Source organism: Nocardia mexicana NBRC 108244 (genome assembly GCF_001613165.1).
Classification (GTDB): domain Bacteria; phylum Actinomycetota; class Actinomycetes; order Mycobacteriales; family Mycobacteriaceae; genus Nocardia; species Nocardia mexicana.
Genome location: NZ_BDBV01000087.1, coordinates 16,223 through 35,692, shown reverse-complemented (window position 1 = coordinate 35,692; position 19,470 = coordinate 16,223). Strand labels below are relative to the sequence as shown.

Below are 19,470 nucleotides of genomic sequence, written 5' to 3'. Positions count from 1 at the left end.
CGTTCCCGGGCGAAGCGCCGCCCGCGGTGTCCGCCGATCGAGCGGCGGCACGGCCGCTCGCACCGCGGGTGTCGTGAGCGGTCTCCCCTGGATCCTCGCCACGTCCGCTCATACCGCGTCCTCGTGGGTCAAGGCGCCGGTCATCGCGCCCACCAACTGCTCGAGGGTGGCGTCGGAGCCGAAGCGCGCCACCCGCTTTCCCAGGCGGAGCACCTCGATGCGGTCGGCCACCGCCAGCACCTCCGGCATGTTGTGGCTGATCAGCACCACGGCGACGCCCTGGTCGCGGACGCGCCGGATGACATCGAGGACCCGCTCGCGCTGTACCACGCCGAGCGCCGCGGTCGGCTCGTCCATGAACACGACCCTGCTCGCCCACATCACCGACCGGGCCACCGCCACGGTCTGGCGCTGCCCGCCCGACAGCGCGCCGATCGGCACGTCCGCGCGGGGCAGGGTGACGCCCAGCCGCCGGAAGTGCTCGGCGGCTTCGGATTTCATCGTTTTGCGGTCGAGCATGCCCAGCCGCCCCGCCAGGCCGCGCCGGAACAGCTCCCGGCCGAGGAACAGGTTGGCGGCGGGATCCAGATCCGGTGCGACCGCCAGATCCTGGTAGACGGTCTCGACGCCGAGCCGGCGAGCGGCCGTGGGTGAGGCCATCCGCACCGGCTCGCCGTCGAGCAGGATCCGGCCCTCGTCCGGCTCCTCGGCGCCCGAAAGGCATTTCACCAGTGTCGATTTACCCGCGCCGTTATCGCCGATGAGCGCGGTGACCGCACCGGCGTGCACCTGGAATCCGGTGCCGCGCAACGCGGCGACGCCGCCGTAGCGTTTGACCAACCCCTCGGCTTCCAACACGACGGAAGGCATGATCATCACCCCGGCAACATCGACTGAACGGACGTCCGGTCCGCCCGCCGATGTTAACGCTCACCCTCGCCCCCTGTACGAGAATTGCGAAGATCACGCACATCCCGAACCCCGCCTATCCGGCCTCGTTCCACGCCACGCACGGGTGACGACATCGCCGCACCCCGCGCGCACTCCCGCACCCCCTACAAGCGCTGTAGCGGGTGCGGGAACGAATGGGGGGTGCGTGAATCCGGGGTTCGCGTCCCGGGTTTCAGCTCAGCCAGGTGCGGGCGGTGGTCGCGGCCGACCGGACCTCGTCGAGTTGCTTGGCGACCTGTTCGCCCGCGGTGCCGCCGCGGGCGTTGCGGGAGGCGATGGAGCCCTGGACCGTGAGCACCTCGCGGACGCCCGCGGTGAGGGCCGGGTCGACGGCGGCGAATTCCTCGTCGGTGAGTTCGTCGAGGCCCACGCCACGGGATTCGGCGGTACGGACGCAACCGCCCGCGGCCTCATGGGCGACACGGAACGGAACACCCTGGCGGACCAGCCATTCGGCGATGTCGGTGGCCAATGTGTAACCGGCGGGCGCGAGTTCGGCCATCCGGTCGGTATGGAAGGTCAGCGTGGACACCAGACCGGCGATGGCGGGCAGCAGCAACTCCAGCTGCGCCACCGAGTCGAACAGCGGTTCCTTGTCCTCCTGCAGGTCCCGGTTGTAGGCCAGCGGCTGCGCCTTCAGCGTGGCGAGCAGGCCGGTGAGGTTGCCGATCAGCCGGCCCGCCTTGCCGCGGGTCAGCTCGGACACGTCCGGGTTCTTCTTCTGCGGCATGATCGACGACCCGGTGGACCAGGCGTCGGCGAGGGTGATATAGCCGAATTCCGGTGTGCTCCAGATGATCACCTCTTCGGCCATGCGCGACAGGTCCACCCCGATCATGGCGAGCACGAAGGCCGCCTCCGCGGCGAAGTCACGCGCGGAGGTGGCGTCGATCGAATTGGACGCGGCCGCATCGAAATCCAGATCGGCGGCGATGGCCTCGGGATCCAGGCCCAGCGACGAGCCCGCGAGAGCGCCGGAGCCGTACGGGGATACGGCGGCCCGCTTGTCGAAATCGCGCAGCCGGTCGACGTCGCGCAACAGCGGATGCGCGTGGGCGAGCAGCTGATGGGCCAGCAGCACCGGCTGCGCGGCCTGCAGGTGGGTCTTGCCGGGCATCACGGCCTCCGGATGCGCGGCGGCCTGCGCCACCAGGGCGTCCACCACGTCGAGCAGCCCGGAGGCGATGCGGCGCACCGCATCCCGCAGCCACATCCGGAACAGGGTCGCCACCTGGTCGTTGCGGGACCGCCCCGCCCGCAGCCGCCCGCCGAGCTCGGTGCCGACCCGCTCGATCAGCCCGCGCTCCAGCGCGCCGTGCACGTCCTCATCGGACTCGGCCGGGGCGAACGCGCCCGAATCCACGTCCGCGGCAAGGCGGTCCAGCCCCTCCAGCATCGCCGCGAGATCACCCTCGGACAGCAGCCCGGCCTTGTGCAGCACCCGCGCATGCGCCTTGGACGCGCGAATGTCGTACGGCGCCAACACCCAGTCGAAGTGGGTCGACTTGCTCAGTGCCGCCATCGCCGCGGCCGGTCCGGACGCGAACCGCCCGCCCCACAGCGCCCCCTGATTGGTGCTGCCGCCCTCGTTCATCGGATGTCGTCTCCTAGTGGTCGTGTCGCGGTCATCGGAATGTGCGGTCCGGATCGGTCACGCGTCGCGAGGACCGGTGCTACCCGGTCCTTCTCTTCGAATCGCGGTCATCAGGATGTACCTGTTCATCTCGGCGCGCACCACTTCCGGCACCTCGCGCCCGCGGCCGGTCAGGATGTCGGCCGGCTCGGCTCCGAATACAGTCCACCCGGGGCGGTCGAACCACTCCCGCGGATCGGCGCGACCATCCCACGAGTACCACAGGTTCTCCACGTCGACGGCGATCCCGGCCTCCCGCAACGCTGCCGCGCGTTCGTCACGCAGTGCGCGCAGCTCGGCCGAATCCTGCCGGGCCCGCCCGATGTTCAGCGCGATCCGGCTGCCGGGCGCGCTCAGCGCCACGATGCTTTCGAACAGCCGGTCCTGTGCCTCGGCGGGCAGATAGCGCAGCAGTCCCTCCGCCAGCCAGGCCGTCGGACGATCCGGTTCGAACCCACAGTCCCGCAGCGCCTTCGGCCAGTCCTGCCGCAGGTCCACCGGCACCTCGCGGCGCTCGGCCGACGGTTCGTCCGCGCCGAGCACCGCAGACTTGAAGGCCAGCACATCCGGCAGATCTATCTCGAAAACCACGGTGCCGGACGGCCATTCGAGCCGGTATGCACGCGCGTCCAGGCCCGACGCCAGGATCACGGCCTGGCGCACACCGGCACCGGCCGCCGCCGCGAAATAGTCGTCGAAGTACACGGTGCGCGCGGTCAGCACACCCGCCATCGGCCCGTACAGTCGAGCGCTGTCCGAAATCTCGCCATGCAGGACCCGGCTCCAGCCCGAGCCCACCGCTTCCACCAGCTTCGCCGCGTACGGATCCTGGAACAGCGCGTCCGGCCGACGGGTCTCGGCGGCACGCATGGTCGCGACTCCGACCGCGGTGGCTCCCACGCTCTGTGTGATGTCCCAGCTGTCGTTATCGCTCCGCACGAGGCCTCCTGTGTCCCGCATGGTCGCTGCGGCCCGCCAACCACGGTAGCCGGGCTCGATACCCGGCCTACGCGGACACATATCGCCTCCGGTCGGCAATCAGTGCCGCCGGCGAGCAGTCTGTGACCGTTCAGGCCGGGCCGGAGGGCGCCTACTTCTTGTTGAGGTCCCGGCGGGCGGCGACCTTCGAGGACAAACCGTGGATCTGCACGAAGCCCTTGGCGAGGGACTGGTCGAAGCTGTCGCCCTCGTCGTAGGTGGCGAGGTTGAAGTCGTAGAGCGACTCCTCGCTGCGGCGGCCGTTGACGACCACGTTGCCGCCGTGCAGCACCATGCGGATCTGGCCGGAGACGTGCTGCTGGGTGTCCTGCACGAACGCGTCCAGGGCCCGCTTGAGCGGCGAGAACCACAGGCCGTCGTACACCAGCTCGCCCCAGCGCTGCTCCACCTGCCGCTTGTAGCGGCCCAGCTCGCGCTCGATGGTGACGGCCTCCAGCTCCTGGTGCGCCGCGATCAGCGCGATAGCGCCGGGCGCCTCGTAGATCTCGCGGCTCTTGATGCCGACCAGGCGGTCCTCGACCATGTCCAGGCGGCCCACGCCCTGGCGGCCCGCGCGCTGGTTCAGCTCGGTGATGGCCTCGAGCACGCTGACCGGGCGGCCGTCGATGGCGACCGGAACGCCCTTGTCGAAGGTGACGATCAGCTCGTCGGGCGCCTCGAAGTTCACGGTGGGATCGACGGTGTAGTCGTAGACGTCCTTGGTCGGCGCGTTCCACAGGTCCTCGAGGAAGCCCGTCTCCACGGCGCGGCCCCACAGGTTCTGGTCGATCGAGAACGGCGACTTCTTGCTCACCGTGATCGGCAGACTGTTCTCCTCGGCGAAGGCGATGGCCTTCTCCCGGGTCCAGGCGTAGTCGCGCACCGGCGCGATCACGTTCAGGTCGGGGGCCAGCGCGCCGATGCCGACCTCGAACCGCACCTGGTCGTTGCCCTTGCCCGTGCAGCCGTGCGCGACGGTGGAGGCGCCGTGGTACTCGGCCGCCTCGACCAGGTGCTTGACGATCAGCGGGCGGCTGATCGCCGACACCAGCGGGTAGCGGCCCATGTACATGGCGTTGGCCTGCACGGTCGGCAGGCAGTACTCGTCGGCGAACTCGTCGCGGGCATCGACGACGATGGCCTCGACGGCGCCGCAGTCGAGCGCGCGCTGGCGCACCAGGTTCATGTCCTCGCCGCCCTGGCCCAGGTCGATCGCGACCGCGACCACCTCGGCCCCGGTCTCCTTGCCGATCCAGCTGATGGCGACGGAGGTGTCCAGCCCGCCGGAGTAGGCGAGTACGACGCGATCGGCCATGTCTGTAGCTCCTCAGGTTTCGTGCGTGTCCAAGTCTGCGGTGCCCGATCCACGGGACAGGCGGCGGAGCACGGCCCCTCCCCGGGCGGCTCCCACCACGTGCAAATGATTATGCACGACGATGCAAGGCCATTCATAACCGGGGTGGGTGCGGTCCGGGCCACCGAAGTTGCCGGCGACCCACCTCGGCACGCCACGCTCGGCGCCGTCGACTGCGACACGATGGGCGACACTCCGGGTAATTGGGACAAATGTGGCGAAACCCCAAGAGCCGCAAGGGCCTTGCGGGGTCCACGGCCCCAGTTGTGCCACGCTGAGCGAACGTAGCCAGCAGAAGGGTGGGCGGATGTATTCGACGTTTGCGGAGTACTTCGGCGCGATCGGCCGGGATGTGCTGAGTATCGGCGAGGCGATTATCGGCCTCATCGAACACATCATCGATATCGGCGGATCGGGCCGCGGTGGCCACGGTGGCGGCAACTATCCGCCGGGTCAGTATCCGCTCGCATAGCGGTACGGCACTCCTGTCTCATTATGTGAAATGCGATCCCGCATTCTGAACTTGCGGCCGTACCCTCGGTAGCGGACAGGAGGTTGCCACATGATCGAGGCATCGGCGCTGACGGAGCCCTGGCAGGTCAGGTTCCGCAGCGGCGCGAACGAGGGAATCGCGGACACCGTCAAGGAGGGCGTCGGCGGGACCGCGGGCATGCGGCCGCACGAACTGCTGGAGGCCGCCCTCGCCAGCTGCATGACCATCTCGGCGCGCATGGGTTTGGCGGGCACCGGTGCCGACGACGCCGGTGTGAGCGTGCGGGTCGAGCTGGACCGCGGCGAGACAACCACGACCTTCCGTTACGAGCTGGTACTCGCTCCGGCCCTCGAGCCACACCGCGCGCTCATCGAGGAACGAATCGCCCGCTCGCCCGTCCGTTCGACGCTGGGTAAACAGTTGCGCTTCGAGGCCCGGGCGTAGCGGCCGCCAGCGATCGAGCAGCGGCCCTCGGTACCGCAGGATCCTGCGGCGGATGATCGGCTCGCCAGCGGCGTGCCCGGCGCATGCCCGTAGCGTCAGGCAGGTTCGCCCCGCGCGGCCAACACCTCGGCGGCGGCGCGCTCCCCGGCCTGAATCGCACCGCTGAGGAATCCCATCCAGGCGTCGGCGGTCTCGACACCGGCCCAATGTATCCGTCCCGCAGGGGTTTTCGGCAGCCGTTGTGCCGTGGTCAGCGCCCCCGCCGCGAGACCACCCTCGCAGCCCCAGCTGTAGGGCTCCTCGGCCCAGTTCGTCTCCCCGTAGTATCGGGGCGCCAGGGCCCGGGGGCCGAACATCTCCGCAAGGCCCGCCAGCACTTCGTCGCGGTCCCGCTCGCCCGAACGCGCCCGGGGCACATCAGGATCGACGGTCACATAGAGCGACAGCACACCGGCACTACCGTCCGGCGGCGAAGCGTCCAGCACCGCGGGCGCGGCGGGCAGGTCGCTCAGCGCGGCACCCGACAGCCCGGCCGCCCGCCAGAACGGTTCGTCGTACACGACATTGATCTTGCGGCCGTGCACGGGCCGCCACGCCTCCTGCAGCAGAATGCGGTTGTCCGGAAGCTCCGGCGTGAAACGAATCTCGCGACAGCCACCCGGGCCGACCGCGACGACCACTCGATCTGCCTCGAATTCCCCGCTCGCACACCGTAGGACGACGCGATCCGCGCCGGTTTCCATCTCCCGCACCGGACTCGCGAGCACCACCCGATCACCCAGCGACCCGGCCAGCGCGAGTGCGGGCGCCTGGGCACCGCCGGTGAATCGGTACACCTGCGCGGGCTGTCCGAGCAGCGGCCCGATCCCGCCCCACGTATTCAGGAAATGCAGCGCGTACAGCATCGAAGCCGACGGCGGCAGATACCCGGCGAGCGACGAATCCAGCAGGCGGCGAACCGAATCCGATCGAACCTCCGCCGCGAGCCACGCCTGCAGTGTGACCCGGTCCAGCGCGGCGGCGTCCGGGGCGGTCCACGGCGAGCCGGGCGGAACGCCACCGGCGAGCCTGTCCAGCCGGTCGATGATCCCCAGCAGTTCGGTCATCTCCGCCGGACGCAGCGGCATGTCCACCCAGCGGGACGCCACGCTCAACGCGGCACGCAGTACCGGGCGAAACACTCTGTGCCCCAGTAGCTTCGCTCCACCCACTCCCCCGTAGGCGAATCGGTGCGCCACGCCGTCGGCGTAGAAGGTGAACCGTCCGTCCGTCCCCGTTCGGAACATCTCCACCCCGAAGCGCTCGGCGATCCGGAAGACATTGCGGTGCACGGGATAGACGAGCGTGGCACCGCGATCCACCGGCACTCCACCCGCCTGTTCGGTCGACGTTCTGCCGCCGACCCGGGTCGCCGCCTCCAGCACCACAACCGTGCGCACGCCGCCGTCGAGCAGTCGCCGCGCCGCCGCCAGTCCGGAGATTCCGGCACCGACGACCACCACCACCTCCGCATGCCGGACCGCCATGACAGACCTCCGATTCGTACCTCGTACGTGCTATCCGTACGTTGTACGGATTCTCGTTCACTGTACGATCTCCCGTATGATCGGGCAATGGCCGACAGGACTTCGGTGTGGGCGCGACCGACGAAAACCGGCCGCGCGCAGCCCGCGCTGGACCGCGCACGCATCGTGGCGGGGGCGGTCGAACTGCTCGACCGGGGCACGGTGAGCGGTCTGACCATGCGCAAGCTGGCGACGCATCTGAATACAGCGCCGATGACCCTCTACGGCTATGTGGCCACGAAGGACGATCTGCTCGAGTACGCGGTCGACGCGGTCTTCGCGGAAATGACCGACGGCGCCGCACCGTCCGGCGACTGGCGCACCGATCTCCGCTCGATCGGCAGACAGATGTTCGACGCGCTGCTCCGCCACGCCTGGGCGGCGGAGCTGATCGGCGGTATGCCGCCACTGGGCCCGGCCGCGGTAGCCCAATTCCGTTCGATAGTCGGCGCGTTGGGCGACGCCGGATTCGCCGAGGACCGCGTGCAACCGGCCCTGACCGCCTTCTACTACTACGTCCTCGGCGCGGCGGTCGCCGAATCGGCGTGGGCGCGGGCGGGCAGTCCGGACGACTCCGTCCGCGCGACGATCACCGCCCTCGACGCGGGCACCGGCGCCGCGATCCCACTGCTACTCGACCGCCCGGCTCCCCCCGAGGATCGCGCACAGCGTTTCGAGCAGGGACTACAGTGCGTCCTCGACGGATTCGAACCCCCGTCCGGATGAGTCGGGCACGGCTATGAGCGCCCTCACGGACTCGGAGCCGTCTGCGTGACCGATCAGCGTCAGCCACCGACATCGATCTCGAGATATTGCAGACCCGCTCAGGCCCACTGCTCGATCTTCGCGGCGAGTTCAGCGCCCGTCAGGGGTTCGCGGGCGATGACCGCGACGGTGTCGTCCCCCGCGATGGTGCCGACGATCTCCGGCAGCGCCGCGCGATCCAGCGCGCTGGCCAGGAAGTGCGCGGCGCCCGGCGGGGTGCGCAGCACCGCGAGATTGCCGCTGTGGTCGGTGGAGACCAGCAGGTCGCCGAGCAGCTTCGACAGCCGTCCGGTGCCGCCGGTGACGCCCCGCACCGGGCTGCCGTCCTCGGGCACCACGTAGATTCCGGCGCCGCCGTCGGCCGCGCGCAGCTTCACCGCGCCCAGTTCGTCGAGATCGCGCGACAGCGTGGCCTGGGTCGTCTCGATCCCCTCGGCGGCCAGCAGCGCCGCCAGCTCGGTCTGACTGCGAACGGCGTTGGCGGACAACAGCACCACGATGCGCTGCTGGCGCCCGGCCCGGGTGCGGGCGGTCGCCGGACCGGAGGTGGCTGCGGTATCGCCGGGGCCGCTCATCGGGCCGCCCCGTTACTGTCCTGCCGCGACCGGCCCCGCATCGCCCGGCCCCTGGTTCGCTCGCCGACCTCGGTCATAACCTCACCTCGCCGATGCCCGGCTCCGGCACGGGCGGGCGCTCCACGGTGGACAGCGCTCGCGACGGCCGCACGTCGCCGAATCCCGTACCGCTCATCGCGCATCCCGCCTGGCCAGCAACCACACGAGCAGGGCCTTCTGCGCGTGCAGCCGGTTCTCCGCCTCGTCCCAGACCGCACTGTGCGGGCCGTCGAGCACCTCGTCGGTGATCTCCTCGCCGCGGTGCGCCGGAAGACAGTGCAGCACAACGGCGTCCGTCGCCGCACGGGCCAGCAGGTCGCCGTTGACCTGGAACGGCCGGAACGGACCGACCCGATCCAGGCCGTCGTTCTCCTGCCCCATCGAGGTCCAGGCGTCGGTGACCAGGGCGTCCGCGCCGGTGGCCGCCGCGATCGGATCCCCGGTGACGGTGATCGTGCCGCCGGTCTCCGTGGCGCGCTTGCGCGCGGCCTCGACCACCCAGTCCAGCGGCTCGAAACCCGCAGGCGCGGCGATGGTCACGTTCAGGCCCGCCGTCACACCGCCCAGCAGCAGCGAATGCGCCATGTTGTTGGCGCCGTCGCCGAGATAGGTGAGACTGCGCCCGGCGAGGCTGCCCTTGCGCTCGGCCAGCGTCATCAGATCGGCCAGCACCTGGCACGGGTGGAACTCGTTGGACAGCGCATTGACCACGGGAACCGTTGCGGCGGAGGCCATCTCGTCGAGCCGCTGCTGCTCGAAGGTGCGCCACACCACCGCGTCGACATAGCGCGACAGCACCCGGCCGGTATCGGCCAGCGTCTCCTCCCGGCCCAGCTGGGTGTCGCGACCGTCCACGACCACCGCGTGGCCGCCCAGCTGCGCGATGCCCACCTCGAAGGAGAAACGCGTACGGGTCGAGTTCTTCTCGAAGATCACCCCGACCCCGCGTGGCCCCTCCAGCGGCCGGTGCGAGAACGGCGCCTGCTTCAATTCCGCGGCCAGCGCCAGGATTTCGGCCTGCTCGGCCGGTGAGACATCGTCGTCCCGTAGGAAATGGCGAATCATCACTGCTCCCTGTCGACTTGCGCGGTGTCCATGGCGGCACTCCCGGGCCGCTGCGCGGTTGCGCGGGCTGTCTCCGCGGTGCCCGATGGCGTCGCTCGCATCGCGGAATCCAGCACCGCGGGCAGGTCCGAGACGAAGTTCCCGGCCTGTGCCTCGGTGAGAATCAGCGGCGGCGCCAGCCGGATCACGTTCGGCTTCGCCGGGTTCACCAGGTAGCCCGCCGCCCGGGCGGACTCCTCCACCTGGGCCGAAACATTCTGTGTCAGTTGAATTCCGATGAGCAGACCCGCGCCGCGCACGTGGTCGATCAGTGGGTGGCCGAGTTCGGCGATGCCGTCGGTCAGCGTCTTGCCGACGGTCTCCACCTGCGCGAGCAGGCCGGTCTCGTCGATGGTGCGCAGCACCGCCAGGGCCGCCGCGGCACACACCGGATTCCCGCCGAAGGTGGTGCCGTGCAACCCCGGAGTCAGCAGCTCCGACGCGGGGCCCTGCGCCAGCACCGCACCGATCGGCAGGCCGCCGCCCAGCCCCTTCGCCAGGGTGATCACGTCGGGCACGATCCCGGCGGCCTGATGGGCGTAGAAGTGGCCCGTCCGGCCGATCCCGGTCTGCACCTCGTCGAGCACCAGCAGCGCACCCCGATCGGCGGTGATGGCCCGCGCCTCGGCCAGATAGTCCGGCGGCGGCACCACGACACCGCTCTCCCCCATGATCGGCTCCAGGAACACCGCGGCGGTGTCCTGGTCGACCGCGGAAGCCAGCGCCTGCGAATCTCCATACGGGATATGGACCACGCCCGGCGGCATGGGCTCGAACGGCGCCCGCTTCGACGCCTGCCCGGTCAGCGCCAGTGCGCCCATGGTCCGGCCGTGGAATGCCTCGTCACAGGCGATGATCTTGCGCCGCCCGGTCAGCCGCGCGATCTTGAACGCCGCCTCGTTGGCCTCGGTGCCGGAGTTACAGAAGAACGCCTTGCCGGAACCGTTGCCGAAGTGCGCCAGCAGACGCTCGGCCAATTCGATAACCGGTTCGCTCGCATACAGATTCGACACATGCCCCAGCGTGCCGAGCTGTCCGCACACCGCCTCCAGGATCGCCGGATGCGCGTGGCCGAGGCTGTTGACCGCGATCCCGCCGAGGAAGTCCAGATAGCGCTCGCCGTCGGCGTCGTAGACCACCGCGCCCGCGCCGCGCTCCAGCGCCACCTTCGGGGTGCCGTAGTTGTTCATCAGCGCGGCCGACCACCGCCGCTGTAAGTCCTCTGTACTCATGGCTTCTCCTCCGGCGGGGTCACCATCGTGCCGATGCCTTCCCCGGTGAACAGTTCGAGCAGGACCGAGTGCGGCACCCGGCCGTCGATCACGTGTGCGGTCGGCACGCCGCCCCGCACGGCGCGCAGGCAGGCCTCCATCTTCGGCACCATGCCCGCGTCCAGGGCGGGCAGCAGCGCCGCCAAGGCATCGGTGTCGATGCGGGTGGTCAGCGACGAGCGGTCGGGCCAATTCGTATACAGCCCTTCGACATCGGTGAGCACCACCAGCTTCTCCGCGCCGATGCCCTCGGCGAGCGCCGCGGCGGCGGTATCGGCGTTGATGTTGTGCACCACGCCGTCGGCGTCGGGCGCGATCGTCGACACCACCGGAATGCGGCCCGCCCGAATAAGATCCAGCACAGCGTCCGGGTCGACCGACGTGACGTCGCCGACCAGCCCGATATCGGTGGCCACGCCCTCGACCGTGACGGTGCGGCGGGTCGCGGTGAACAGCCGCGCGTCCTCACCGGAGATGCCCACCGCGTACGGGCCGTGCGCGTTGATCAGCCCGACCAGCTCGCGCCCGACCTGGCCGAACAGCACCATGCGCACGACCTCCATCACCTCGGGGGTGGTGACGCGGAAACCGCCGCGGAATTCGCCCTGCAGGCCCAGCTTCTGGAGCATGGCGCTGATCTGCGGGCCGCCGCCGTGCACCACCACCGGATGCACGCCCACGGTGCGCAGGAATGCCATATCGGCGGCGAAGGCCTCCTTGAGATTGTCGTCGATCATGGCGTTGCCGCCGTACTTCACGACCACGATCTTGTCGCGGAACCTCTGCAGCCAGGGCAGTGCGCCCGCCAGCACGTGCGCCTTGTCCAGCGCCGACAGGCTGATCGAGGTAGCCGAAAACCCTTGCGTCTCCGCGATGCTCATGAGCTGTAGGCCGAGTTCTCTTCCACGTACCCGTGCGACAGGTCGGTGGTGCGGATGGTGGCGGTGCCCTCGCCCACCCCGAGCTCGATCAGCACGTGAATATCGGCCCCGGACAGGTCGACCTCGCGGGCGCCGGGCGCTCCCGTTCCGTCGACGCACACCGGACTTCCGTTGAACGACACCGAAATGCGGTCCGGCTCCAGGGTTATCGGGGCCATGCCGACGGCCGCCAGCACCCGGCCCCAGTTCGGATCAGAACCGAACAGCGCCGTCTTCACCAGCGAGTCGCGGGCGACGGTGCGGGCGCCGATCAGCGCCTCGTCCTCGTTCGCCGCCCCGGACACCGTGACCAGCACCCGCTTGGTGACACCCTCGGCGTCGGCCATCAGCTGCGCGGCCAGATCGTCGCAGACCGCCAGCACGGCGGCGTCGAGCTCCTCCTGGCTGGGCGCGACCGCGCTGGCGCCGTTGGCCAGCAGCAGCACGGTGTCGTTGGTGGAGCAGGAGCCGTCGACGTCGAGCCGGTCGAAGGTGCGCGCGGTGGCGTTGCGCAGCGCGCGGTCCAGCTGTTCCGGGGTGGCGACCACATCGGCGGTGAGCACCACCAGCATGGTCGCCAGCGACGGCGCCAGCATGCCCGCGCCCTTGGCCATCCCGCCGACGTTCCACTTGTCGCGGTGGTGGTACGCCGCCTGTTTCGGCACGGTGTCGGTGGTCATGATGGCGTAGGCCGCGTCGGTGCCGCCGCCCAGTCCCCCGCCCATCTCGTGCACGATCTCGGTGACCGCCGGAAGCAGCTTGTCCATCGGGAGCCGGTCGCCGATCAAACCGGTTGAGCAGACCGCGATCTCACCGGCGCCGGTATCGGTCCCCCAGTTGCTCAACGCCTTCGCCAGTTCCTCGGCGGTGGCGTGCGTGTCCTGGAAGCCGCCCGGCCCGGTGCAGGCGTTGGCGCCGCCGGAGTTCAGGATCACCGCGCGCAGGTGGCCGCCGGTCAGCACCTGCTGCGACCACAGCACCGGCGCCGCCTTGACCTTGTTGCGGGTGAAGACGCCCGCCGCCGAATACTCCGGCCCCTCACTGAAAACCAGTGCCAGGTCGGGATTTCCGCTCGCCTTGATGCCTGCGGCGATCCCCGCGGCCCGGAAACCGAGCGGCGCGGTCACGCCCTGGGTGCGCACGAGCTTTGTCACGGTGCCACTCCTACGGTGGAAAGTCCGGCGGTCTCGTCGAGACCGAGTGCGAGGTTCATCGATTGCACCGCGGCGCCCGCGGTGCCCTTGGCCAGATTGTCGATCGCGCCGATCACCACCAGCAGTCCGGCGTCGGCGTCCACGGCCACCTGCAGGGTGACCGCGTTCGAACCGAGCACCGAACCCGTCTGCGGCAGTATGCCTTCGGGCAGCAGGTGCACGAAAGGTTCGTCGGCGTAGGCCTTCTCGTAGACCGCGCGGGCCTGCGCCGCATCGACGCGAACGGGCGCGGTGCAGGTGGCGAGGATGCCGCGGGGCATCGGCGCGAGCACGGGGGTGAACGACACCGTGACCTCGCTGCCACCCGCCGCCGTCAGGTTCTGCACGATCTCCGGGGTGTGCCGGTGCGCGCCGGCGATGTTGTAGGCGCGGGCCGAGCCCATCACCTCCGAACCCAGCAGACCGACATCGAGTTTGCGGCCCGCGCCCGAGGTCCCGGTCACCGCAACGACATTCACCGACGGTTCGACGATGCCCGCCGCCACCGCCGGCGCCATCGCCAGGCTCGCCACGGTCGGATAGCAGCCCGGCACCGCGATGCGGGTGGCGCCGCGCAGCCGGTCGCGGGCGCCCGGCAGCTCCGGCAGCCCGTACGGCCAGCTGCCCGCGTGCGGCGACTTGTAGTACTTCTCCCACGCCTGCGCATCGGTGAGCCGGAAGTCGGCGCCGCAGTCGATGATCACCGTGGATTCCGGCAGCGCGTGCGCGATCGCCGCCGACTGCCCGTGCGGCAGGCCGAGGAACACCACGTCGTGCCCGGCCAGCACCTCCGGCGTCGTGTCGGCGAGCACGCGCTCGGCCAGCGGGAGCAGGTGCGGCTGCAGCTGCCCGAGCGTCGTCCCGGCGTTCGATCCCGCGGTCAGCGCCCCGATCTCGAGGCGCCCCGATCGGTAGCCCGGATGCCCCAGCAGCAGACGCAGCACTTCTCCGCCCGCGTATCCGCTCGCACCAGCCACCGCGACCCGCAGCACGGGCCCACTCGAGGTATCCGCCATGTGATGATTATGCACGATCGTGCAAGGCCATACATTCCCGGGGGTAAACCCGCCGCCATCGGCCCGGCTGTGCACGACACATTTCGGCACCGGCCGAAGTGTTCCGCCGCTACGGTCGCGGCATGCCCGAGACCTTCGGCGCGGCGGACCGGACCGACCTGTTCCACAGCCTGCACCACCGCGACCGCCCGCTGCTACTGCCGAATGCGTGGGACTACACCTCGGCGGCGGCCCTCGCGGACGCGGGATTCCCCGCCGTCGGCACCACGAGCCTCGGCGTTTCCGCGGCCGCGGGCCTGCCCGACGCCGCGGGCGAGACCCGCGACGAGACCGCGGCGCTCGCACGTCGCCTCGGGAGGCTGCGGATTCCGGTCTCCGTCGATCTGGAGGCCGGGTTCAGCACCGATCCACAGCAGGTCGCCGCACTGGCGGAGGCGCTCGCGGCCTCGGGGGTGGCCGGTATCAACCTGGAGGACGGCCGCGGCAATGCCCTGGCCGACCCGGCTGCGCAGGCGGGAATCATCACGGCCGTCAAGGAGCGCGCGCCGCGGCTGTTCGTCAATGCCCGGGTGGACACCTACTGGCTGGACCTCGATCACGAGTCCACGCTCGCGCGCGCGGATCAATACAGCGCAGCCGGTGCGGACGGGATTTTCGTGCCCGGTCTGCGCGAGCCCGAGGACGTTCGCCGGATCGCGGCGGCCGTCGCGCTCCCGCTCAATGTGCTGTACATGCCGGGTGGGCCCACCGTGGCCGAGTTCGCCGCGCTCGGGGCCCGCCGCATCAGCACCGGCGGCCTGCTGTTCCGCGCCGCCGTGGCCGCCACGGTCGACGCTGCGCGTGCGGTGCACGACGGACGGCCACTCCCGGAGGGGATTCCGAGCTACCGCGATATCCAGGCTTTGGTCGCCAACCTCTAGTTACCGACGGGTAATCAGAAGTTCCACGGGAAACACGTTGCAGTACAGCAGGATTCACAAGCAGTCCGAGTTTGTCCGACCCTGGGGAACATTCGCGCTACACGACTGGCGGCCCCCGGTCATGCAGGTCCATCAGACAACGCAGAGTCTCGAACGTGATCACACCGCTGGTCGCCAGCACCCCGAATTGCTCGACTTCGGTTCACGTGCAACGCCACACAGGACCGGGTCCGCATACTCCTATTTGATATGCGCGCTTATTACTACTACCCTCGATCAGGCATCAGGCGAACCCCGCACTGGAAGCAGGCGCACATGTCCACCATCACCACGCAGCCCGGCATCCTCACGCTGATCATCACCCTCGACGTGCAGCCGTCCCGCTGCGACGAGCTGATCGACGAAATCCAGCGCACTACAATGGATTTCATTTCCCGACAGCCCGGGTTCATCTCGGCCAACCTGCACCGCACCGCGGATTCGACCCGCATCGTGAACTACGGCCAGTGGGAGAACCGCGAGCTGTACGCCCGCGCACGATCTCGGCCGGAGTTCGAGGCGTTCTCCGCACGGGTGGGCGAACTCGCCGATCGCATCGACCCGGTCCCGTGCGAGGTGGTGTTCACCGAGGAGCGAACACAGATGCAAGACCGGCACCGTTGACCGAATCTGCCTGCCAGATTCGAAACCTCCTCAGCATCAATGGATCTCGTCCAGTCCGTGCACGCGACCGGCTTATGCCCTAGAGTCGCGGCCGGTGCCGCGAACGGTGGCGCCGCGGACGACGCGGGAGGGGAATTGCATGGTCGAGCAGGCAGCAGCAGTCGGCGGAGCGGGACAGGCGACCGCCGCGCCCGGCGGCACCTTCCGCAATCCCCTGAATCCGGGCCCGGACCCGTTCCTCGTCTTCCATGAGGGGAACTACTACCTGTCCACCAGCCAAGGCGACGCCCTGAAGATATGGAAGGCCCCGTCGCTCGCCGGCCTGGCCACCGCCGAGCCGGTCACGGTGTGGCAGGACGCCGATGCCTCGCGCAATCAGGAGATGTGGGCGCCGTCGTTCCACCTGATCGACGGGCACTGGTACTTCTACTACACGGCCAGCGACGGGAACGACGAGAACCACCGGCTCTACGTCCTGAAGTCGGCGGGCGCGGATCCCCTCGGCCCCTACGAGTTCGCCGCGCAGCTCGGCGCACCGGATACGTGGGCGATCGACCCGGAGCTGCTCCGGCTCGGCGACCGGCTGTACCTGCTGTGGAGCGGGCCGAGCAACGAGCTGCAGATCGCGCCGATGAGTGATCCGGTCACGGTCTCCGGCCCCGCGGTGCATCTGCCGTCGGCGGGCGGTTGCGAGGACGTCCGCGAGGCGCCGGCGGTGACCCAGCGCAACGGCATCACCTATCTCGTCTACTCGACCTGTGACACAGGCACGCCGGACTACCAGCTGTGGATGCACACGCTCCCGGCCGGTGCCGATCCCCTGATGCCCGAGAGCTGGATTCAGCATCCCGCCGCGCTGCTCACCCGCAACGACGAGGCGGGCGTCTTCGGCCCGGGCTCGAACGGATTCTTCACCAGCCCCGACCGCACCGAGGACTGGATCGTCTACCACGGCAAGGACACCGCCGAATACACCTACGACCGCCGCACCACCCGCGCCCAGAAGTTCACCTGGAACCCCGACGGCACGCCCCACTTCGATGCTCCGGCATCCTTGGACGCCGATATCGCGCTGCCGTCCGGCGATCCGGGCAGCGGCACCCGATCGTCAGCGGTAACCGCCCGCGAGCGGGTCTGACACCGCGCCGCACCGCTCGGCCCATCGCTCACGCCGCCCGTCCGGCCGATACCCGGTGTCTCACAGGCGCTTTCAACGCCAGTCCGCCGCACCGTCGAAGTGCACGTCGAAGCGATCGTGCAGGCCGTCCATGCTCTCCCACCCGGCCTCGCCGCGTGCGATGCGGCCGAGCTGACGGAAGTACTCGAAGCGCGCGATGCCCGGCGTGAGCACCGCGAAGAACTCCGCGGGCCCGGATGCGGACGCACCGAAGGCGTGCACGACACCGGGTGGCACCACCACCAGCCCGCCCTTGTCGACGCGGTGCCGCTCGCCGTCCACCAGGAATTCCATCGTGCCGTCGAGAACGTAGAAGAACTCGGTGGAGCCGTCGTGATGATGCGGACGCGTGCCGTCGGCCCCGGCGGGCAACCGCAGCCGGTTCGCGCCGAACACGCCATCGGTGCGCTCGCTGTCCTCCAGCAGCCAGAAGGCACCGCCGCCGGGCAGCGACACCGCCTCCACGTCGCGTTCCTGCACGATCAAAGGCTTTGTCATGGGGCTCATCTCCGGCTCGCTCCGATGTGGGTCGGTGGCGGAACCGGATGCCTCCGATCCGCCGTCCAGCACAACCGGACCGCAGTCCGAATTGTTCCGGGGCCGGGTTCGACTGCGCCGGAACTCGTGAGCAGACGAATTGCCCGAGGTATGCCGAAACGTAACGCGGGCGGCGGTAACGACGATCGGGCGGTTCCGATTCACTGCATGACAGGGAACGTCAGCGCGGTCCCGGTCGACACCGGGGTTGTTCGCGGCATTTGCCCGCGGCATCCAGATCACCGCTCTGCCAGGAGAGTTCGTTGTTGCTCTGTTTAGCCGCCCTGATCGCCGCCGCGATCTCGATCGGCATCCTCGCCACCTGCCGCGTCTCCTCTCCGCGTCCCACGACTCGGCTCCCGCGCGGCGCCGCGCCCGGACCGGCGCCCGGCGTGCGCGTCCGCACGTGCACACACGCCGATATCACGGCCCTCAGCCGACGATCGCGAACAGCACCGCCGACACCGCGAAGCTCACCACGGACAGGATCGTCTCGAGCACGGTCCAGGTCTGCAGCGTCTGCTTGACGGTAAGGTTGAAGAACTTCGAGATGATCCAGAAGCCACCGTCGTTCACGTGACTGAGGATGATCGAGCCCGCGGCGATCGCCATCGCGATCAGCGCGATGGCCATCTGCGAATACCCCTGCCCGGCCACCAGCGGCGCGACGATGCCGCCGGTGGTGACGATCGCGACCGTCGCCGAACCCTGGGCGATGCGCAGCCCGCAGCTGATCAGGTAGGCCAGCACGATGACCGGCAGCCCGGCCTCGGACATGGTGTGCGCCAGGGCATTACCGATTCCGGTCGCGGAGATCACCTTGCCGAAGAACGCACCCGCGCCGACGACCAGCAGCAGCATGCCGACCGGGCGCAGCGACTCCGCCGTGATCTCGCCGAGTTCCTGCACGGTCGATCCGCGTCGCACGCCCAGCAGGTAGAACGCCACCAGCACCGCGATCAGCAGCGCCACCGCGGGCGTGCCGAGAAAGGTCAGCACCTGCAGCGGTTTCGACCCGGCGTCGAGCAGCTGGCTGCCGAAGGTCGCCCCGAGGATCAGCACCAGGGGAATCGCGATGATGAGTCCGATGAGGCTCACCGACGGCGGCTTCTCCAGTGTGCGTGCCGATTCCGGCGCGGCGGTCGCGCCGGGGCCGTCGCTGACACGTTCGGGCCGCACCAGGAATTCGTCCGGTACCTCCACGTGCACCCGCTTGCCGATATAGGAGCCCCAGACGAGACCGGCGGCCACGAAACCCGGTAGGCCGCAGACCAATCCCATCAGGATCAGCCAGCCCAGGCTCACGCCGAGCAGCCCGCCCAGGGCCACCGGGCCCGGATGCGGCGGCAGGAACGCGTGCGTCATCGACAGACCGGCCACCATCGGCATGGCGTACAGCACCAGCGATTTGCCGCCGCGCTTGGCGGCCACGTAGATCAGCGGCGCCAGCACGAAGATGCCGATGTCGAAGAACACCGGGATACCGAAGATCAGGCCCACGACGCCCATGGCAACCGGAGCGCCCTTGGGACCGAACAGCTTCAGCAGGCGCGCGGTGAGAACGTCGGCGCCGCCGGATCGTTCGAGGATCGCGCCCAGCACCGTGCCCAGGCCGATGATGACCGCGATATGCCCGAGGATGCTGCCGAAGCCGGTCTCCAGCAGGGAGTCACCGGATTTCAGCGCCGTGCCGACGATCTGGCTCACCGGCAGTCCGGCCGCCAGGGCCAGCGCCAGGCCGGTCAGCAGCAGCGCGACGAACGGCTCCAGCTTGTATCGGATGATCGCGAGCAGCAGTACGGCGATCGCGAGACCGCACAGCACCAGCAGTCCGGGTGTACTGGTCCGAAGCCAGTCGACGGCGGCGCTCAT

General features: G+C 69.6%; 20 protein-coding genes. 6 read left to right on the top strand and 14 right to left on the bottom strand.

Features of this window, described 5'->3' with window-relative positions; genetic code table 11:
• Positions 1-108 precede the first annotated feature (108 nt).
• The 4 genes from NM1_RS31580 to NM1_RS31565 form a co-directional block, all read right to left on the bottom strand.
• Positions 109-870, bottom strand: a complete 762-nt coding sequence (locus NM1_RS31580) for an ATP-binding cassette domain-containing protein (RefSeq protein ID WP_068028438.1) — start codon at positions 868-870, stop codon at positions 109-111.
• A 253-nt stretch (positions 871-1,123) separates the two neighbouring features.
• The gene (gene argH / locus NM1_RS31575) at positions 1,124-2,545 is read right to left on the bottom strand and encodes an argininosuccinate lyase (protein WP_068028331.1); all 1,422 of its coding nucleotides are present in this window, start codon (positions 2,543-2,545) and stop codon (positions 1,124-1,126) included.
• Between the two features lie 57 nt (positions 2,546-2,602).
• Positions 2,603-3,523 carry a class I SAM-dependent methyltransferase gene (locus NM1_RS31570; RefSeq protein ID WP_084520230.1) on the bottom strand — a complete coding sequence of 307 codons (921 nt, stop codon included), beginning with the start codon at positions 3,521-3,523 and terminating at the stop codon, positions 2,603-2,605.
• A 151-nt stretch (positions 3,524-3,674) separates the two neighbouring features.
• Positions 3,675-4,877: an argininosuccinate synthase gene (locus tag NM1_RS31565; RefSeq protein ID WP_068028325.1), complete on the bottom strand. Its 1,203-nt coding sequence runs from the start codon at positions 4,875-4,877 to the stop codon at positions 3,675-3,677.
• Positions 4,878-5,223: 346 nt separating this feature from the next.
• Between NM1_RS31565 and NM1_RS42655 the strand changes: the two genes are divergently transcribed.
• Both NM1_RS42655 and NM1_RS31560 read left to right on the top strand, forming a co-directional pair.
• A complete protein-coding gene (locus tag NM1_RS42655) occupies positions 5,224-5,388 on the top strand; it encodes a hypothetical protein (protein WP_157124038.1) in 165 nt (54 codons plus the stop codon).
• Positions 5,389-5,478: 90 nt separating this feature from the next.
• On the top strand, positions 5,479-5,853 hold the full coding sequence (locus NM1_RS31560) for an OsmC family protein (RefSeq protein ID WP_068028322.1): 375 nt from the start codon (positions 5,479-5,481) through the stop codon (positions 5,851-5,853).
• A gap of 95 nt (positions 5,854-5,948) precedes the next feature.
• On the opposite strand, the gene NM1_RS31555 is transcribed toward NM1_RS31560, so the two are convergent.
• Positions 5,949-7,379 carry a flavin monoamine oxidase family protein gene (locus NM1_RS31555; RefSeq protein WP_068028319.1) on the bottom strand — a complete coding sequence of 477 codons (1,431 nt, stop codon included), beginning with the start codon at positions 7,377-7,379 and terminating at the stop codon, positions 5,949-5,951.
• A gap of 87 nt (positions 7,380-7,466) precedes the next feature.
• On the opposite strand from NM1_RS31555, the gene NM1_RS31550 reads away from it, so the two are divergent.
• Positions 7,467-8,144, top strand: coding sequence for a TetR/AcrR family transcriptional regulator (locus tag NM1_RS31550; protein ID WP_068028315.1), 678 nt, complete (start codon positions 7,467-7,469; stop codon positions 8,142-8,144).
• A 98-nt stretch (positions 8,145-8,242) separates the two neighbouring features.
• On the opposite strand, the gene NM1_RS31545 is transcribed toward NM1_RS31550, so the two are convergent.
• From NM1_RS31545 to argC, 6 genes are all read right to left on the bottom strand, one after another.
• A complete protein-coding gene (locus NM1_RS31545; protein ID WP_068028312.1) occupies positions 8,243-8,758 on the bottom strand; it encodes an arginine repressor in 516 nt (171 codons plus the stop codon).
• A gap of 171 nt (positions 8,759-8,929) precedes the next feature.
• Complete coding sequence (gene argF, locus NM1_RS31540; RefSeq protein ID WP_068028310.1) at positions 8,930-9,862, bottom strand: ornithine carbamoyltransferase; 933 nt, start codon at positions 9,860-9,862, stop codon at positions 8,930-8,932.
• Positions 9,862-11,133, bottom strand: a complete 1,272-nt coding sequence (locus NM1_RS31535) for an acetylornithine transaminase (protein WP_084520221.1) — start codon at positions 11,131-11,133, stop codon at positions 9,862-9,864. The genes argF and NM1_RS31535 overlap by 1 nt, the downstream gene beginning before the upstream one ends.
• Positions 11,130-12,053 (bottom strand): acetylglutamate kinase, encoded by a 924-nt coding sequence (argB, locus tag NM1_RS31530; RefSeq protein WP_068028307.1) that lies wholly within the window; start codon positions 12,051-12,053, stop codon positions 11,130-11,132. Before argB ends, NM1_RS31535 begins: the two co-directional genes overlap by 4 nt.
• Positions 12,050-13,246, bottom strand: coding sequence for a bifunctional glutamate N-acetyltransferase/amino-acid acetyltransferase ArgJ (gene argJ / locus NM1_RS31525; protein WP_068028304.1), 1,197 nt, complete (start codon positions 13,244-13,246; stop codon positions 12,050-12,052). The genes argB and argJ overlap by 4 nt, the downstream gene beginning before the upstream one ends.
• Positions 13,243-14,301 carry an N-acetyl-gamma-glutamyl-phosphate reductase gene (gene argC / locus NM1_RS31520; RefSeq protein WP_068028301.1) on the bottom strand — a complete coding sequence of 353 codons (1,059 nt, stop codon included), beginning with the start codon at positions 14,299-14,301 and terminating at the stop codon, positions 13,243-13,245. The genes argJ and argC overlap by 4 nt, the downstream gene beginning before the upstream one ends.
• Positions 14,302-14,423: 122 nt before the next feature.
• Between argC and NM1_RS31515 the strand changes: the two genes are divergently transcribed.
• The 3 genes from NM1_RS31515 to NM1_RS31505 all read left to right on the top strand — a co-directional run bounded on the left by NM1_RS31515 (position 14,424) and on the right by NM1_RS31505 (position 17,022).
• Entirely contained in the window at positions 14,424-15,221 is a 798-nt protein-coding gene (locus NM1_RS31515) for an isocitrate lyase/PEP mutase family protein (RefSeq protein WP_068028436.1), read from the top strand.
• A gap of 315 nt (positions 15,222-15,536) precedes the next feature.
• Positions 15,537-15,884 carry an antibiotic biosynthesis monooxygenase family protein gene (locus NM1_RS31510; protein ID WP_068028298.1) on the top strand — a complete coding sequence of 116 codons (348 nt, stop codon included), beginning with the start codon at positions 15,537-15,539 and terminating at the stop codon, positions 15,882-15,884.
• A 139-nt stretch (positions 15,885-16,023) separates the two neighbouring features.
• Positions 16,024-17,022 (top strand): glycoside hydrolase family 43 protein, encoded by a 999-nt coding sequence (locus tag NM1_RS31505; RefSeq protein WP_068028296.1) that lies wholly within the window; start codon positions 16,024-16,026, stop codon positions 17,020-17,022.
• A 72-nt stretch (positions 17,023-17,094) separates the two neighbouring features.
• Here the strand turns inward: NM1_RS31505 and NM1_RS31500 are convergent, their stop codons facing one another.
• From NM1_RS31500 to NM1_RS31495, 3 genes are all read right to left on the bottom strand, one after another.
• Positions 17,095-17,559 carry a cupin domain-containing protein gene (locus NM1_RS31500; RefSeq protein ID WP_114699618.1) on the bottom strand — a complete coding sequence of 155 codons (465 nt, stop codon included), beginning with the start codon at positions 17,557-17,559 and terminating at the stop codon, positions 17,095-17,097.
• A gap of 220 nt (positions 17,560-17,779) precedes the next feature.
• Complete coding sequence (locus NM1_RS44265) at positions 17,780-17,911, bottom strand: hypothetical protein (RefSeq protein ID WP_255286240.1); 132 nt, start codon at positions 17,909-17,911, stop codon at positions 17,780-17,782.
• A gap of 119 nt (positions 17,912-18,030) precedes the next feature.
• Complete coding sequence (locus tag NM1_RS31495) at positions 18,031-19,470, bottom strand: GntP family permease (protein WP_068028293.1); 1,440 nt, start codon at positions 19,468-19,470, stop codon at positions 18,031-18,033.